The 16,065-nt window shown below is 62.5% G+C and carries 19 protein-coding genes, 1 tRNA gene and 1 pseudogene; 12 read left to right on the top strand and 9 right to left on the bottom strand.

What is annotated here, in order from left to right; translation table 11 throughout:
* Position 1: 1 nt before the first annotated feature.
* From C2U40_RS09480 to C2U40_RS09465, 4 genes are all read right to left on the bottom strand, one after another.
* Positions 2–472, bottom strand: a complete 471-nt coding sequence (locus C2U40_RS09480; protein WP_011191345.1) for a TlpA family protein disulfide reductase — start codon at positions 470–472, stop codon at positions 2–4.
* Positions 473–623: 151 nt separating this feature from the next.
* Entirely contained in the window at positions 624–914 is a 291-nt protein-coding gene (locus C2U40_RS09475) for a DUF1330 domain-containing protein (protein WP_011191344.1), read from the bottom strand.
* A gap of 62 nt (positions 915–976) precedes the next feature.
* A complete protein-coding gene (locus C2U40_RS09470; RefSeq protein ID WP_103827478.1) occupies positions 977–1,408 on the bottom strand; it encodes a GlcG/HbpS family heme-binding protein in 432 nt (143 codons plus the stop codon).
* Positions 1,409–1,481: 73 nt separating this feature from the next.
* Entirely contained in the window at positions 1,482–2,495 is a 1,014-nt protein-coding gene (locus C2U40_RS09465) for a zinc-binding alcohol dehydrogenase family protein (protein WP_066117801.1), read from the bottom strand.
* Positions 2,496–3,100: 605 nt separating this feature from the next.
* On the opposite strand from C2U40_RS09465, the gene C2U40_RS09460 reads away from it, so the two are divergent.
* The 8 genes from C2U40_RS09460 (at position 3,101) to C2U40_RS09425 (ending at position 8,167) form a co-directional block, all read left to right on the top strand.
* Positions 3,101–3,706 (top strand): sulfite oxidase-like oxidoreductase, encoded by a 606-nt coding sequence (locus tag C2U40_RS09460; RefSeq protein ID WP_033982388.1) that lies wholly within the window; start codon positions 3,101–3,103, stop codon positions 3,704–3,706.
* Positions 3,699–4,442 (top strand): ferredoxin reductase, encoded by a 744-nt coding sequence (locus C2U40_RS09455; protein WP_044059343.1) that lies wholly within the window; start codon positions 3,699–3,701, stop codon positions 4,440–4,442. Before C2U40_RS09460 ends, C2U40_RS09455 begins: the two co-directional genes overlap by 8 nt.
* Positions 4,443–4,510: 68 nt before the next feature.
* The gene (locus C2U40_RS09450) at positions 4,511–5,776 is read left to right on the top strand and encodes a thiolase family protein (protein ID WP_033982398.1); all 1,266 of its coding nucleotides are present in this window, start codon (positions 4,511–4,513) and stop codon (positions 5,774–5,776) included.
* A 133-nt stretch (positions 5,777–5,909) separates the two neighbouring features.
* Positions 5,910–6,101, top strand: a complete 192-nt coding sequence (locus tag C2U40_RS09445; RefSeq protein WP_409050291.1) for a glutaredoxin domain-containing protein — start codon at positions 5,910–5,912, stop codon at positions 6,099–6,101.
* Positions 6,102–6,170: 69 nt separating this feature from the next.
* Complete coding sequence (locus C2U40_RS09440; RefSeq protein ID WP_046092728.1) at positions 6,171–6,452, top strand: DUF427 domain-containing protein; 282 nt, start codon at positions 6,171–6,173, stop codon at positions 6,450–6,452.
* Between the two features lie 170 nt (positions 6,453–6,622).
* Positions 6,623–6,889 carry a hypothetical protein gene (locus C2U40_RS09435; protein WP_103243974.1) on the top strand — a complete coding sequence of 89 codons (267 nt, stop codon included), beginning with the start codon at positions 6,623–6,625 and terminating at the stop codon, positions 6,887–6,889.
* 198 nt (positions 6,890–7,087) lie between these two features.
* The gene (locus C2U40_RS09430) at positions 7,088–7,582 is read left to right on the top strand and encodes a Dps family protein (RefSeq protein ID WP_018429639.1); all 495 of its coding nucleotides are present in this window, start codon (positions 7,088–7,090) and stop codon (positions 7,580–7,582) included.
* A gap of 51 nt (positions 7,583–7,633) precedes the next feature.
* Complete coding sequence (locus C2U40_RS09425; RefSeq protein ID WP_103243975.1) at positions 7,634–8,167, top strand: peptide-methionine (S)-S-oxide reductase; 534 nt, start codon at positions 7,634–7,636, stop codon at positions 8,165–8,167.
* A 998-nt stretch (positions 8,168–9,165) separates the two neighbouring features.
* On the opposite strand, the gene C2U40_RS09415 is transcribed toward C2U40_RS09425, so the two are convergent.
* The gene (locus C2U40_RS09415; RefSeq protein ID WP_199416583.1) at positions 9,166–9,846 is read right to left on the bottom strand and encodes an NADPH-dependent F420 reductase; all 681 of its coding nucleotides are present in this window, start codon (positions 9,844–9,846) and stop codon (positions 9,166–9,168) included.
* Positions 9,839–10,552 carry an SDR family oxidoreductase gene (gene bdcA / locus C2U40_RS09410; RefSeq protein WP_026227545.1) on the bottom strand — a complete coding sequence of 238 codons (714 nt, stop codon included), beginning with the start codon at positions 10,550–10,552 and terminating at the stop codon, positions 9,839–9,841. The genes C2U40_RS09415 and bdcA overlap by 8 nt, the downstream gene beginning before the upstream one ends.
* A 71-nt stretch (positions 10,553–10,623) precedes the next feature.
* On the opposite strand from bdcA, the gene C2U40_RS09405 reads away from it, so the two are divergent.
* The gene (locus C2U40_RS09405; RefSeq protein ID WP_018429645.1) at positions 10,624–11,217 is read left to right on the top strand and encodes a TetR/AcrR family transcriptional regulator; all 594 of its coding nucleotides are present in this window, start codon (positions 10,624–10,626) and stop codon (positions 11,215–11,217) included.
* A 333-nt stretch (positions 11,218–11,550) separates the two neighbouring features.
* On the opposite strand, the gene C2U40_RS09400 is transcribed toward C2U40_RS09405, so the two are convergent.
* Positions 11,551–11,826, bottom strand: a complete 276-nt coding sequence (locus C2U40_RS09400; RefSeq protein ID WP_103243978.1) for a dual specificity protein phosphatase family protein — start codon at positions 11,824–11,826, stop codon at positions 11,551–11,553.
* A gap of 79 nt (positions 11,827–11,905) precedes the next feature.
* Between C2U40_RS09400 and C2U40_RS09395 the strand changes: the two are divergent.
* Positions 11,906–12,660 (top strand): annotated as a pseudogene (locus C2U40_RS09395) (IS3 family transposase); the annotation flags it as partial.
* Between the two features lie 31 nt (positions 12,661–12,691).
* Here the strand turns inward: C2U40_RS09395 and C2U40_RS09390 are convergent.
* Positions 12,692–12,776, bottom strand: a tRNA-Leu gene (locus C2U40_RS09390).
* A 382-nt stretch (positions 12,777–13,158) separates the two neighbouring features.
* Between C2U40_RS09390 and C2U40_RS09385 the strand changes: the two genes are divergently transcribed.
* Entirely contained in the window at positions 13,159–13,443 is a 285-nt protein-coding gene (locus C2U40_RS09385) for a helix-turn-helix transcriptional regulator (protein WP_103243979.1), read from the top strand.
* Positions 13,444–13,840: 397 nt separating this feature from the next.
* On the opposite strand, the gene C2U40_RS09375 is transcribed toward C2U40_RS09385, so the two are convergent.
* Positions 13,841–14,854, bottom strand: a complete 1,014-nt coding sequence (locus tag C2U40_RS09375) for a tyrosine-type recombinase/integrase (protein WP_103243980.1) — start codon at positions 14,852–14,854, stop codon at positions 13,841–13,843.
* 190 nt (positions 14,855–15,044) lie between these two features.
* On the opposite strand from C2U40_RS09375, the gene C2U40_RS09370 reads away from it, so the two are divergent.
* A complete protein-coding gene (locus tag C2U40_RS09370; protein WP_103827479.1) occupies positions 15,045–16,022 on the top strand; it encodes a DNA-binding protein in 978 nt (325 codons plus the stop codon).
* The last annotated feature ends 43 nt before the right edge of the window (positions 16,023–16,065 follow it).

The raw sequence follows: 16,065 nt of genomic DNA, 5'->3' as shown, positions 1-16,065 counted from the left end.
GTTACACCAGCTCCAGTCCCTTCACGAGCTGATCGGCGTCGAGATGGAAGTCCGAGAATACGATGCGGCCGCCAGCGTCCATCACGGAGAACCAGGGCGTTCCCCGCGTGCGGTAGTCCTCCATGAAGGTGGGAAGCGTCGCGCCGGCAGGTGGCTCGTCCTGACCGAACGCGACAGGAAGCGCATACTTGAGCTGGTTCACGCGCAGCTTCTCGAAGGTGTTCTCATCCGCTCCTTCGAAGACGGTCTGGATCACCGCGAAGCCCACGCCCTTGGCGCTCAATGCACCATGCAACCTTTGTAGCGTCGGAAATCCATGCAAATGGCAGCCACGGCACCAGTGCTGGAAGGCGAAGAGGACTTTCGGGCCGGTGCCGAGATCCGACAGCTTGAGCGGCGCGATGCTTTCTCCATCCGCGCCAATCCATCTCTGCACCCGCAGCTCGGGGGCTTGTCGTTCGTCGACGCTCATCTGATCCTCCAATTCCGATGCAGAAGTCCGATGAGTGGTCGCGTGTGGCGATGGCACGCGAACCTCACCGCCTTGATCCCCTACAGGTTGTAGGATGCGAGTTCGCCGACCGATACCTCGTGGCCAGCCCCGCCGTTCTTCCGTCGGTGTGTCACCGCCGCCCCTCAATGACAAAGGCGCGATAGCGGGAACCGGCAAAACGGTGCGCAGCGATGGTTTGGTAGGCGGGGCTATGATACCAATCACGGGCGGCCTGCATCGTCGGGAACCGCAAAATTACGGCCCCTTCGACGGGCGGCCCCTCCAAATGCTCCATCGCGCCATAAGCGGCGAGAAAGGTTACGTCGTGGCCATCGAACGATGGGCCGACGCCTGCAGAATAGGTTGCGAGTTCTTCCGGATCGGTGGTTTCTTCGCGGGTGAAGACGACGAACGCTTCCATCTTAAAGTCTTTCATAAGGTCGCATCTGCAGGCCACCGCCGCTGGCGATGGCCTTAAAGTCGTCAGGCTGGCAGCTCGAACCCGATTTTCGTGAGTGCCTCGACGCACGCATCCTGATCCTGCTGATAGTTGCCTCCGGAGATGCCGATCCCGCCGATCAACTTCCCGTCTTCCAGGATCGGATAGCCTCCGCCGACAGCGACCATCCGGAGGCGATAGGCCAGCGGCGCCACTTTTGGATCGTTCGAAACATAGTCGTTCCAGACATGGGTCGGGTACCCAAACGAGGCGGAACTCCAAGCCTTGTCGATGGCAACATCGACGGTGAGAAACGGCGCGTCATCAGTGCGCTCGAACGCGCGCAGGTTACCGGTGGCGTCGACGACGGCGACCGCAGCCGGGATGCCGATTGTACGTGCCGCGGCGATCGCCGCGTCGATGAGGGCGACGGCGGTTTCGCGGTTGATCGAGGCGGTGGCAATGGATTTCGTCATGAAATTTCCTTCACCGTGGCGTAATCCGTCCGGCGTTCTTGAGGTTAGAAAAGACGTTCGGCGGTGGCAGTCATCAGAAGCCTTCGAGGACAATCTTGCCTCTTGCCGCGCCACTTTCGATCAGTGCGTGCACCGTCTTCAGATTGGCGGCATTAATTGGCGACAATTTTTCGGTTAGCGTCGTGCGAATTTTGCCGTCGTCCACCAGCACCGCCAGCGAATTGAGGATCTTGCCCTGCTCATCCATGTCGGGCGTGCCGTAGAGCGACCGTGTGAACATCAGCTCGTGGTGGATCGACACTGCCTTGCGCTTGAACAGCATGACGTCGAGCGCCTTGGGATCGTCGATGAATCCGAACCGTCCTTGCGGGGCGATCAGTTCGGCGATGTCGGATGCATGCTGCTCGGTATGCGTGGTCGAGAACACGAAAGCGGGAGCGCCGATGTTGAGCTCGGCAATCTGTGGCGCGAGCGGCCGAGAGTGGTCGATGACATGATGAGCCCCAAGCCCTTTAACCCACTCCTGGGTTTCCGGCCGAGAGGCGGTGGAGATGACGATGAGATCCGTGCGCTGTCGAGCGATCTGGATGGCGATCGACCCGACCCCACCCGCACCACCGATGATGAGGATCGCCGCCGCCGCCCCGGGAACGGGCTTCGTCACGTCCAGGCGATCGAACATGGCTTCCCAGGCCGTCAACGTCGTGAGTGGCAGCGCCGCCGCTTCCGCCCAGTCGAGCGACGCGGGTTTACGACCGACGATCCGGGCGTCGACGAGATGGAACTCCGCATTGGTGCCAGGCCTTATGAGCGATCCGGCATAATAGACCTCGTCGCCTACCGCGAACTGCGTCACGTCGGGGCCGACCTCTTGCACGATCCCGGCCGCATCCCATCCCAGCACTTTCCAATCGCCATCAGCGGGCGGCGTGCTGCTGCGGATTTTGTAGTCGACCGGGTTGACCGAGACAGCCTTCACCTCAACCAGGATATCGCCTCCTTCAGCGACAGGCCGAGGCAGATCAATGTCGACCAGAGAGGCGTCCTCGGCGATGGGTCCCGGAACCTTGTAACCAACGGCTTTCATCGGTGTCTCCAGCTTGCTGTATCCTGAAGTCTTATCGATCAGATCGAAATTTCTTCCGAAATATACTCAGGATTTAAAGATTTCGCGTGTCAGACTATGAAGGTATGCGCGCAACATATCCAATAGCGGTACGACATAGTTTCCATACCTCGGAGCCGGATTCAGAAGTTTATCGAAAATAGCGGTTTATTGCTGTTCGGCGGGTGAGCATCCGGATGGAGGCGATAAGCGCCCAAGCGGTTGAGGAGTCGACCTCTCAGCGGTCGCGTTGGCAGGGGCGATCTCGCCCGCCGGTCTCACACCAACGTTGGCAAGCGACGGCGTCCGCTCGAAATCCGCTGACGGGGATACGCCTGCAATGCCGATTCGAAGCTATCGAAACTATAGCTACAGGGTATTGGGAAATCATACTGGACTGACGCTATAGTCTTCACGCACAACCACGACTCAAAATGGTCCAACACTTTTCTCTACGCTAATAGAGAATCCGGTATTCTGATTTTCAGTGAATTGGCTCGTTCGGCGGTTGTGCGCGCAAAGATCTTTTACAGAATTCTGAACTGAATCAGGTTCTGGTCTGTCGTGACAAGCAAGGGGGTTTCGCTATGGTCACCAGAGGTTTCACAGGCCGCGGTCCAGGCGGCGACCAGTCCGATCGGATTCCGCCGGGTCAGCATCTCGTGGAGAATTTCCCTGTTCTGACGGCCGGGCCAACGCCGAGCGTGGAGCCCTCCGATTGGAAATTCACCGTCAAGATCGGTCCGAAGCCCGTCAAAGTGTGGAACTGGAGCGAGTTCAACGCCCTACCGAAGACCAAGATGACCCGAGACATTCACTGCGTCACGTCCTGGTCCAAGCTGGATACCGCCTGGGAGGGCGTACTCATCGAAGACATCCTTGCAGATGCAGGGCTCGACCGGCCCACCGATTTCGTCTTGGCGCACTGCTACGATAATTACTCGACAAACGTCCCGCTGGCGGATCTGCTCTCCGGGAAAGCGATGGTCGCCCTCAACTATGCGGGCAAGCCGCTTCCCCGCGATCATGGAGGGCCGGCGCGTCTTCTGGTTCCGCACCTTTACTTCTGGAAGTCCGCCAAATGGGTGAACGCGCTGCAATTCACAACGCGTGACGAGGCGGGCTTCTGGGAGCTGCGCGGCTATCACATCTATGGCGATCCGTGGCGCGAGCAGCGATACACCAATGACTGAAAACGGCGCGCAAATCGCGTGGCAGTCATGCGTGATCGACGAAATCGTCCAGCAAACCCCGAGTATCAAGAGCTTCTTCCTTCGGTTGAGCAAACCGTTCGCGCACATCGCAGGGCAGCACGTCGATGTCCGGCTGACCGCGCCCGGTGGCTACAGTGCGATGCGGAGTTACTCGATTGCGTCTTCGGCAATCTCGTTCCCGACGGTCGAGCTCGCTATCGAGCGCCTGCCGGATGGCGAAGTTTCGCCGTTCTTCCACGATGTCGCGGCGATCGGCGACGAAATCGAGCTTCGTGGTCCGCTCGGCGGCCATTTCCTATGGCCTGAACCTGCCATAGACCCAGTGCTGTTGATCGGGGCAGGCTCCGGCCTCGTGCCGTTGATGGCGATGATCCGGCAGCGCCGCGCACTAGCCCAGGTCGTGCCGACAGCGCTGCTCCTGTCCGCACGAACCGCTGAAGACGTTCTCTTCTCAAAAGAGCTTCATTCCATCGAATGCAGCGATCCGGCATTCGCCTTGGCGCTGGCAATTACGCGCGAGAACCCGATCCGCGCATCGGACTTTGCGCGACGGATCGACGGCGTGATGGTCCAAGAAGTTCTGGCCCGGCTTCACCGAAAGCCCACACAAGTATTCGTTTGCGGGTCCAACGGTTTCGTCAACATCGCGACCGAGGGCGCGCTGCTGGCCGGCCTGGACCCCTCCATTGTCAAAACCGAGCGCTACGGCGGCTAGCGGCGCAAGCTACTTCGCGTCCCGCCGATCGTGGACGTGCAGCCCACGGATTAATTTTGGAGATCATCATGAGCCGCTTTGCCGAACCCGTCTTCATTGCCGCTGGCCTTCGGACGCCTTTCGGCCGCGGCGGAGGCGCGTTGGCTGCCTACGATGCCATCTCTCTGTCCGTGCCTGTCGTGCAGGCGATGGCGGCGCAGGCGGAGCCTGATCTCCTCGTCTGGGGAACCGTGATCCCGAATTTGGGCTGGAGCAATATTGCTCGCGAAACCTGGCTTGATGCCAAGCTCAATCCGACTGTTCCGGCGTTCTCCGTCGTCCTGGCATGCTCGACCAGCATGACGGCGACCTTCGCTGCGGCAGGGATGCTGGGCGGAGGAACCGACCTCACCATGGTCGGCGGGTCCGAAGTCATGAGCCGGCCGTCAATCGCCCTGACGGCCGATGCATCGAAGCGGCTCACCGACCTCTTTGCGCAGGATGCGACCGCCGCGCTTGCCGCCCTCCAGTCTCTGACTCCACGAGACTACGTGCTCCCCACAAAGGGCTGGGCAAACCGGATCACCGGAAGGACGATGGGTGATCATATGGAGGAGACCGCCAAGGCTTGGCGGGTCTCGCGCGTCGCGCAGGATGATTGGGCGCTCAAGAGCCACCAGCGGGCAGTCGCTGGTTGGGAACGTGGCTTCTTCGACGATCTCGTGATTTCGCTGCCTGAGCTGGCGCGCGATGCGAACCCGCGCGCCGATACGTCGCCCGAACGGCTGGCCGCACTCAAGCCCGCCTTCGATCGCGACAGCGGGAGGGGAACCCTGACCGCCGGCAACAGCTCACCGATTACGGATGGAGCCGCCGGGTGTTGGGTCGCTACCGAAGCCGGTGTGGCGAGACTCCCGGCGGGCACCCCCTACGCGCGGCTCGTCGACTACGAGATCTCTGCCGTCGATCTCCACACCGAGGGCCTGCTGATGGCGCCCTCCTATGGCATTCCGCGCCTGCTCGCGCGGCATCAACTCAGCTTCTCCGACATCGCACTCTGGGAAATCCACGAAGCCTTTGCAGCCCAGGTCCTGGCGAACGTCGCGGCCATCACCGATCGGGAGTGGGTGCGCGCGACAGCCGGTGTCCAGGCGGCTATGGGCGATTTTGACTGGGACCGCGTCAATCCCAATGGAGGCTCGGTCGCCCTGGGTCATCCGTTCGGCGCTACAGGCGCGCGCGACCTCAGCCAGGCGGTGAAGGAACTTTGGGCCATGCCGCCCGGATCGCGCGCAATCGTCAGCATCTGCGCCGACGGCGGTCAAGGCACAGTCGCCCTCCTCGAACGCGGCTGACGGTAGATCAACGCCATGACAGCGATCCGCTTCCAACTGTCGGAGACGCGATATGACAACTGATGTGCTGCTGTACATCACGAACTGATGCCCGTTCTGCCGCCGGGCGAAGATGCTCCTCGAGGAGAAGGGCGTGCAATGGAAGGAACTCGATATCGAGGCGGATCCGGTTCACCGGCAGGCCATGACGGAAGCGTCGGGTCGAAACACCGTGCCGCAGATCTTCATCAACGGCACGCATGTCGGTGGCTCCGACGAGCTTTTCGAGCTCGATGTCAGAGGCGAACTCGACAAACTCCTGGGGCGCACGCCGCCCGCCATCTGAGGGGGTGCGGCCTTGGGGCAGACAGCCCGCAAGCCCCGTGCCGGTTGATGAATACGAAAGGAGAGTCCGTTGGTCTCAGCTATCTGGAATGACGCCACCATCGCCACAAGCAACGAGACGGTCGTCGTCGAGGGAAACCACTACTTCCCACCGTCGGCAGTCGATTTTGGCCTGCTTGAGATGAGCCCGCACACGTCCGTCTGCCCGATCAAGGGCACCGCGCGCTACTTCCATGTGCGTGTGGGAGACGCGCTCAACGTGAACGCAGCCTGGACCTATCCAGATCCGACGCCAGGCGCCGAGGGCATCCGGGATCATATCGCCTTCTGGAAAGGCGTGGAGGTTGCGTAGCAGGCGGACAGGTGGCGGCCTCAGCGCCATGTGCAAGCGCCCGCGGGACGGCTTTTCCGCCCATCCCAGGCCGCGTCGGCTACAGGGCTCCGCCCCGGACCTTCTCCGCGGACTGGCGCCGAGGGCCTCGGACCCTTGGGCTTCTGTCGAATCAAGACGACTGGATTGAGATGGAGCATGCCGAGTTCGATGCCGCCTTCGCGGAGCTTCCCGAGGGATACAGCGAAGGCGCCTACGAAGGCCGGCGTTTCGGCGTGACTGTCCGGCGATCCGGTGACGGACGTCGCAACAGCCTGTTCGCCAGGGAGTTGGCCGGGACCGACATTGTCAGCTTCAACCTCTATCGCGTTACATCAGATAGAACATTGCTGAAGCCGTGCGAGATGTCCGCCGAAAAGGTCGTCGCGTTCGTGCTGGATTTCCGACCGGCCCCCTGACGGGCAGGTGGAGGTCCCGGCCGACCGGTCCGCCTGCGACGCCCGGCCCCCCAAGACTGCGCATGTCGCTCAAAGGTATCGAAACTATAGCCACCGGCCATTGGACTTCGTCTGGCAATGAATTCATCTTCTATACATCGCCATCCGTGGGGGAATCGGTGCTGGATCCCGTGTAGCCAGATTGAGAAAGTCTAAGCGATGACGAACAACAATGCCTCCGCCCTTCCGACACCTTCTGATCTTGACGAATGCGCGGCGATGACTGTCGCCGACGCTCTGAAGATCATTCTGGCGAACAGCTACGCGATTTACCTGAAGACAAAAAATTTCCACTGGCACGTCTCCGGACCCTACTTCAGGGACTATCACCTGCTTCTTGATGAGCAGGCCGCAGAGATCCTCGCCGTCACCGATGCGATCGCCGAGCGCGCCCGAAAGACGGGCAACACCACCATTCGATCGATCGGCGATATCGCGCGCCACCAGACGATCAAGGACAATGATGCTGAGTTCGTGACACCGCAGGACATGCTGGGCGAGCTCCGCGCCGACAATCTCCACATGGTCGAGTCGTTTCGCCGCGCAAAGGACGTCGCGGACAAGGCGAAGGATAATGCGACGTCCGGCCTGATCGATGCCTGGACGGACGAGGCTGAGCGCCGTGCGTGGTTCCTCTTCGAAATCAGCCGCTAGCGCTTTGCCGGGCAAACCTACGTCAGGATTCACGCCTCGGCGTGGGAGGTGATGATGGCGAAGGCCGGCTTTGGAGGGGGATGCCATTGGTGCACAGAGGGAGTGTTCCAGGCGTTGCGCGGCGTCGCCCAGGTCGACCAGGGCTTTGTCCGGTCGGACGCGCCGGCAGATACCTGGTCAGAAGGGGTGATCGTCACCTTCGATCCATCGGTTATTCCGTTGGCGACGCTGTCCGAGGTGCATCTCAGAACGCATTCCGCTGCCAGGGCCCGCTCGCCTCGCAGCAAGTACCGCAGCGCGATCTACATCTTTGAAGAGAGCCAGCGGCCGGAGGCCGAACAGGCGATCGTCCGCTTCGCCGGCGCGTCTGCCAAGGCGGTGCACACCCTGGTCCTCCCGTTTAAAGGTTTCAGAGCGTCGGACGAGCGTTACCAAAACTACTATCGAACCGACCCGAGCAGGCCCTTCTGCCGCCGCTACATCGATCCCAAGCTGGATCATATCCGACGGCACTTTTCGGAACTGGCGCTCCCTGAAGCGAACCCGACTGTCCGGCAAGTCATCGATAGCGGTGATGGTTCGTAGTTCTAATGCGGCTCCGCGCTGAAGCATTCGACGAGTTCGCGCGCAATGAGACCTTGATTGCCATGCTCCATACGGCGTTCCCCGGAATCGGCCATGTCCGCCGCAACCCTGTCGGATACGCCTGGGTTGCTCTCAACTACACCAACCGCGACCCCAACTGATCATCGACAGCGCGGTGCGCCTATTCGGCCCATCTTCGGACTGACGGTCGGCAGCGTTCCGGTTAAGCGGCTCGCCGCGGAACAGCGCGGTAACGCCCGTAGCCAACCTTGATCAACAGTCCTTCCTCGCACATCCTTGTTAAGTAGCACCGAGGAATGCCGACCTCCGTCAAATCACGGGTGCGGACTTCGCCTAGCTTCTCCGCCAACATCACTGCGCGCTCTCGGAGATTCGGCATCGGCCCGCCGGCAGCGACAATCCTTTCTGCTCTCAGTCGATCACGCTTGCGCATCTTGACGGCGGGCCTTTGGATATGATTGAGGGGAATCGGCAGATCGAAGTTCGCATTTTCACCGACTCCGGCGAGCCACGCTTTTTCCTACGCCATGGCGCGATACTGTGCGCTGGCGTGCGATGTTTCCCTACGCTACGATCCGGTGCGATCCTGTTGGCTTGGCCAGCGCAGGGCCGCAAGAGCGATCGAAGGCAGGCGTAGAATAGCGTTACGTACCGAGCTCGCCCACCCCTTCAGCGCGCCCGTCGCATAATCGGTGGCCATGGCGTGGAAAGACAGGCGATCGGCGGCGCATTTCGGCTTCGCGCCAGCAGCGGTCATTACCGACTTGGCTGAAAGGCGACATTCCGCTCTTCACACAGACTCCCGCTTTCAGTCGAACACCGTAGGCCTTGTCGGCGGGATCGCGGATCGCTGCTGCCCTCTCAGCGATACCGACCGCGGCAGGCGCAGGCCGACATGAACGTGATGCCGGCGCGGGCGAGAGAACGGCGAAGACCTCGTAGGCATGGGCGGTGTGGTCGGGCAGAGGCAGTCTGCCCTATCTCGGTGGGAGCGGTGTCGCCTTGGCAAGGTTCGCAATCAGCGCGGGACGCGTTTGATGGTCGTGCGCGTGCCATGCGGGCTGACCCGGAGCGCTCCGCCAGGACTCGCTAAGCGGGCTGTTGTCCGCCGTGTCGAAGCCGAACTGGTCGTACAGTCGCGTGACCAGCGCCACCGCTTCGGGATAGTCGCTCGACACCGACAGCGCGTGCCGCCCCGGCGTGCCAGCGGGCCGCGCCGACAGCAACAGGCGCGGTGCCTGGATATGCGTGAACGCCCTCGCGACCTTGGACGTTGGCAGCTGGTCCTGCCGCAGTTCGTGCTCGGTCTTCGCGCCGGTATCGACGAGGGCATAGCGCCCGTCGCGCCACGGCATATAGTTGTTGGTGTCGAGCACGATCTTGTTCGCCAGTTGCGCCACGGGCATGTCGTTGACCAGCTTGAGCGGGACCGCGATCACGACGAATTCTCCCGCCTCCGCCGCACCGGCAGCGGTCGCGGCGCGGGCAGGCGGCCCGAGCTCCGCGACCAGCCCGGCCAGGGTTTCGGGCCCCCGCGAGTTGGCGATGACAACCCGATAGCCGTTGGCGATGGCGGCGCGGGCAATCTGGCTGCCGACCTCGCCCGCGCCGATGATGCCGATGGTGGTCATCGGCGCGGGCGAGGTCGGATCAGGCACCGAACGCGCCGTCGATGGTGTGCATGGCGCCCGTAACGAACCCCGCCTCCGGGCCGGCGAGGTACGCCACCATGCCCGCGACTTCCTCTGGCCGGCCGTGGCGCTTGATCGCCATGAAGCTGTGCAGCAGCTCCTTCATCGGTCCGTCCGCCGGATTGGCGTCGGTGTCGATCGGGCCGGGCTGCACCACATTAATCGTGATCCCGCGGGACCCGAAGTCGCGTGCCAGCCCGCGCGCCATCCCTTGCAGCGCAGACTTGCTGAGCGCGTAGGAGGACATGCCTGGAACGGGCATCCGGTCGCCGTTCACCGATCCGATGACGATGATCCGGCCACCCTGGGGCATCTGGCGCGCGGCCTCGACCGAGGCATGATAGGGCGCGTGGATATTGATCCGGAACAGCCGGTCGATTGCGTCCGGATCCTGCTCCAGAGAATCGCCGAAAACACCGATTCCGGCATTGACGACCAGCACGTCGAGCGCGCCACTGTCCTTCACGCGCGCGATCACCGCGTCGCGATCCGCGCTGTCCGTCTCGACAGCGGTGCTGCCCGTTTCGGCCGCCAGCGCGTGGGCCGCGTCAGGCGAACCGGAATAGGTAAAGGTCACCTTCGCACCATCTGCCACAAAACGCCGAACGATCGCCGCGCCGATCCCCCGACTGCCACCCAGCACGAGAACGGATTTCGCCTCAAACACACCCATCGGACTTTCCTTGATCAATAACTTACGACTCGCTACATAAACGACTTGAAACACCCGTCAAGGTATTTGTAGTGGTTCATACAAAATTATCCCGCGCACGCGGCAGACCGCGCCTGTTCGACCCGGACGAAGCGGTCGCGACCGCCCAGCGGCTGTTCCATTCGCGTGGCTATGATGCCGTCAGCATCGCGCACCTGACTCAGGCGATCGGGATAAACCCGCCCAGCTTCTATGCCGCCTTCGGCAGCAAGGCCGAGCTCTACAGCCGCATTCTCGATCGCTATGCCGGTACCGGCGCGATCCCGCTGTTCGATCTGCTGAACGCCGATCGCCCGGTCGCGGAATGCCTCGTCGCGGTGCTGGAAGCGGCGGCGCGGCGCTATGCCGCCGATCCGGACGCGGCGGGGTGCCTCGTTATCGAGGGTGTGCGCTGCACCGACCGCGAGGCACGCGAGGCGGCCGGAACGTTCCTTGCGGCGGCGGAGGAGGCGATCCATCGCTTCGTCGCCGCGCGCCATCCCGAACAGGCCGAGCGCGTGACCGACTATATGAGCACCGTCATGGCCGGCCTGTCCGCCAGCGCTCGCAACGGGCACGATCTCGATCGCCTGCTCGCCGCCGCCCGGCTCGCCGGGGCTGGTCTTGAGCAGGTGGTTCGCGGCTAATCCGCAAGCTCGGCAAAATGACCAGGACGTTATCGACCGGAAAGGTTGGTCGCGAACACCGCGTCGCGCTGCCGCTTCAGCGTTTGCGTGCCATCGGAGTTGGACACCTGGATATGGCCGATGGGCAATGCGCACTCCGCCAGAAAAGACTGAAGCTCCCGGGCATGTCAGCTTATCGTGCGGACGCGAAGCTGACATGCTGAAGGTCCGAAACGAGTCACTAGCGGAACTTGGGTTCAGTGCCGGAAGCGGACACTCCACGCGAGTCGGTCACAAGTAGGCTCGCGGCTCCCGCTCCCGAAAGGTCATCTTTGGAACAGCTCCGAAAGTGAGCTAGCCATCCTGCAAATACTTCGCCCAATTCAGCCGCACATAGTCCGCCATGCCCTGAGCAGGTGCGTACGGCGGGTAGAGCCTCCGAAACGCCAACAGTGCGGCAGCGGGATCTTGCGACCCCAGCGCGTCCGTGTGTTTCAGTAGATAAAGCAACGCAATCGAGGGCGACCGCGAGAGGCCCTGGTTGCAGTGAACCAGCACTTTGAACTCGCCGATGTGACGGTCGATCGCGCCGAGCGCCGTATCCACGATGATAGGCGCGATGAAGCTCACCTGCGCGACATCGACTGGTCTGCCCCCTGAAAAGTGGTCCTCCCTGAATTAGGCTTTCGAGCCTTTGGAGGATTGAGCGATGGCGCAGAAGAAGCACAAGCCTGAAGAGATTGTCTCGAAGCTTCGGCAGGTCGACGTTTTGGTGTCGCAGGGACGGCCGGTAGCCGAGGCGATCCGGGCGATCGGGGTGACGGCATTCACCTATTATCGCTGGCGCAAGGAATTTGGCGGCCTGAAGAGCGACCAGGTTAAGCGGCTGAAGGATCTCGAGAAGGAGAACGAGCGGCTGCGCAAGGCGGTGTCTGACCTGACACTGGAGAAGCTGATCCTGAAGGAAGCTGCGTCGGGAAACTTCTGAGCCCCGCCCGGCGCCGGCGCTGTGTCGAGCACGTCAGAGCCAAGCTCGGCGTATCGGAGCGGCTGGTGTGCCGGGTTCTGGGGCAACATCGATCCACACAGCGCAAGATGCCGATGGCGCGAGCCGAGGAGGCGGCCCTGACCGCCGACATCGTCGAACTCGCCACCCGCTATGGGCGCTATGGTTATCGTCGGATCACGGCCTTGCTGCACCGGGCGGGCTGGGTGGTGAATATGAAGCGCGTCGAGCGGATCTGGCGGCGGGAGGGGCTCAAGGTGCCGTACAGGCAGCCGAAGAAGGGCCGCTTGTGGCTGAACGATGGGTCCTGCATTCGGCTGCGGCCGGAATATCCCAACCACGTCTGGTCCTACGACTTCGTCGAGGACCGCACCCATAACGGGCGGAGGTTCCGCATGCTGAATGTGATCGATGAGTTCACGAGGGAGTGCCTGGCGAGCCGGGTGAGATTCGAACTTTTTGGCCGTCGGTTTACCTTGAGATTAAAGGTGGTGCGGGTGGTCGGAATCGAACCGACACTCCTCTCGGAACCGGATTTTGAATCCGGCGCGTCTACCAGTTCCACCACACCCGCACATTTGCCGCCGATTCTAGCCGACGCTCTCTGCACCTATACTGCACCTAGAGCGAAAAACCGAATATCGCCAGCCTCTTTTCCTTCCTTCTCAACCCCCTGAAAACACGCCGCTTTCAACTCGTCGTGTTTTTCTGTGGATTGGTAGACAAACCACTTTTTGAAGGGAGTCGTGTCTACCGCAGGCGTCGGCGTTGTTGCAGGCCCCACACGTTTCGAGCTTGTCCATCAGCGCCTGTTCGCCCCTATGCTGCTCCTAGCAGTCAGGAAGAACCCGCCGATGTGTACGCTATAGCCCGAAAACACCGCAATGCGTTTCGAAGGGGCTTTCACTATCACCATCTATCATTCTCAATCGCCTCAGCAATGAAGGAGATTGAGAATGGCAAAGATCGAAACTACACAAATTCGGAGAACAATCCGGCGGCAACAGTTGCGAGAGATGGTACCGATGGCCGACAGCACAATTTATGAAATGGAGCAGCGTGGCGAGTTTCCCCGCCGGTTCGCGCTCTCGCCACGTTGTATCGTATGGGACCTGGCCGAGGTCGAGGCTTGGCTCACGGCACGGCGGGCTGCGCCGATCCGGCGTGCCCAACATCCTGATGTTTCCAAGCGTAAATCCCGCCCGGTCAAAGGGCGGGATCCAGTTCCATCAAGGGCATAGCTTGCGGCAAAAGCGCGGGGGCATACTTCCGGCCATCGATCCAGGCGTCAACGGTATCCGCCCACTGCTGCATCATATGCCGACGCTGCACCTCATACTCGGCCTTGTTATAGACGCCGCGCGACGAACGCCCGTCCTCGTGCGCCAGGCACTTTTCGATCCAGTCGCTGTTAAAGCCCAGCTCATTTAGGGGCGAATAGGGAAAACGGAAAAAATCGGGCGCTAAGCCCTTCTGGCTACCGTCGAACCGCGTAAGCCGTTGATTTCAAATGCGGCCATTCCCCTTGGGGTGTGACGCTGTCAGCCGGTGGCCAGAGGCCGGCATGGGTAAAGTTACGATACCTGTATAGTAAGTTTACGCATCCCAGCGGAGATCAGCCGCCGGCGCGCAGCCAGTTCAGCCGCTGGTCCTGGTGCGCGAACGCAACAAACTACCCGCCGCATTCTCCTCGAACAACCCCGCTTCTTCAATATAGCCCTGAACCGTGCCGTCGTGGCGCCAACCACCTTGCTTCTTTATGTCGCGAAACTCGGCGCCGGCGCGATGCGCGCTGGTGGCCATGCCGCGCCGCAGGCTGTGGCTGGACAGTTCCGGCACGTAGCCGAGCTTGGCCAGCTGGGCGGCGCCGGCCAAGATGGTGTTGACGCTGGCCGGATTCAGGCGATCGGCGCCCACCACGCCCCACTTGCTGATCGACCGGAAGACCGGGCCGCTGGCCACGCCGGCAGCGTCCAGCCATGTCCGCAACGCCGTCGCTGGGCAGCACGGCCCAGCGCTGTAGGGGATCGCCTTGGCCACGCCCTCGCCGGTCTGATCCGTCTTCGAGCGTGGCAGCGTGAGCGTGATCCCCTGCGCTTCCCAGGTGATGTGGTCGACCTTGATGCCCACCAGCTCGCTGCGCCGGAATCCCCCGAAGAAGCCCACCTGCAGCAGCGCGTTATCGCGCGCCGCCTTCAGCGTGCCCAGGCTGGCCAGGTTCGCCACGATCAGCTCCAGATCTTCGATCGGCAGCGCCTTGGCCTTCTTCTTCGGGCGGCCATTGGTGCGCGCGATCCCGGCCAAGGTCTTGCGCACAGTCGGCGTGGCGGCCGGATCGGCGAAGCCCTGGTGGACGTGCCATTGCGAGAGCGCCGTCAGGCGCAGCGCCAGGGTGCGTGGGTTGAGCGTGTCGGCGTAGCGCACCAGATAGCGGATAACGGCTGGCTCGTTTGCCGGCAGCACGCCGCCCCAGTCCAGGTAGTGCTTAACTGCGGAGCGGTACGCCTGGCGCGTGTTGTCGGACGTGGCGGCAGCCAGAAAGACGCGGTGCCGCGCGGCGTGGTTGTGGTCGTCCTGCGGCGTAACAGCGGTACGGATAGCCGGTGCCGACCCGGTATCGGGCATATCGGTGACGGCGGGCGTGGTGGCCATGGCGGGCGTCGCGCAATTGCGCGCTCATAACGGGATTACGGCCAGCATAGCACGCCGCCGGTGGTATAGCCTGCTGTAACGAACATTATCGAAGCGTAAATTGGCGCGTGACGGCGAAAAACACACAGCGTAATATATCGTGATATTACGTATTATGGAATACGTTACTTAATTTCGCGAAAGGCCCACCATGGCGCGCGCAGGCATTCTTTTCTCCCAGGTGGTCAAGGCCGCCACCCAGCTGGCGGCCGCCGGCACCAACCCCACCGTGGACACCGTCCGCGCCGCGCTTGGCGACACCGGCAGCAAGGGCACCATCGCGCCCATGCTCAAGCAGTGGAAAGCGCAGCACCAAGGCGAGACGGCCGCCGCCGGCGCCGGCCTGCCCGCCGACCTGCTGGAAGCCGTCAAGGGTGTGTATCAGCGTCTGGAGGCCGGCGCGCAGGCGCAGGTTGAGCAGTTGCGCGCCGCGCACGACAAGGCCCGTCAAGAAGACGGTCAGCAGCTGGAGATGGAACGCGCCGGCGGCCGCCAGCTGCGCGCCGAGCGGGACACGCTCCTTGCCGAAGTGGCCGAGGTGAAGGCGGCGCTCGCGCACGAGCGCGACGAGCGGCAGCACGGCGCTGTAGCGATCGCGGCCCTGCGGGCAGAGAACGACGGCCTCACCCAGCGCCTGGCGGACCGGGCGGCCGAGGTCCGGCTGCTGACCGACCAGCTGGCGCAGGCCCGGCACCAGTTCGATCACTTCCAGGAGAAGGCGGCCGCGCAGCGGCAGAGTGACCGGCAGGGCTTCGAAGCGCGCATCGGCACGCTGGAGCATGACGCCCAGCAGCTGCGCACCTACCTGCAGGAGCACCAGCAGGCGGTGGCCGTCCTACGCGCGGAGAAGCAGGGATTGCAGATTCAGGTCGAGCGCACCAATGGCGAGGCGAAGGAGCACCTGGGCGAGGTCTACACCTTGCGCGAGCAGCTGGGCGCCGCGCGTGAGATGGCCAGCCGCGAGCACATGGACGCCGCGATGGGGGTCGATCTGCTGGACAAGGCCGAGCACGAGAACGTGCGCCTCGACACGCGTGTCACCGAGCTGGAAGACGAAAACGCCCAGCTACGGAAGCAAATCGAAGGCTCTGCGGGCAAGAACGCCGGCGGCAGGCGCAAGAAGCCGTAGCGCCGGGCCGGCTTGAATATTTTTGGGAATAATTTGGTGTCGA

This window comes from Aeromonas sp. ASNIH4 (genome assembly GCF_002934425.1).
Lineage (GTDB): Bacteria > Pseudomonadota > Gammaproteobacteria > Enterobacterales > Aeromonadaceae > Aeromonas > Aeromonas hydrophila.
Note: the sequence above shows the minus strand (reverse complement) of the source record. Positions and strands in the feature narration are given on the sequence as shown.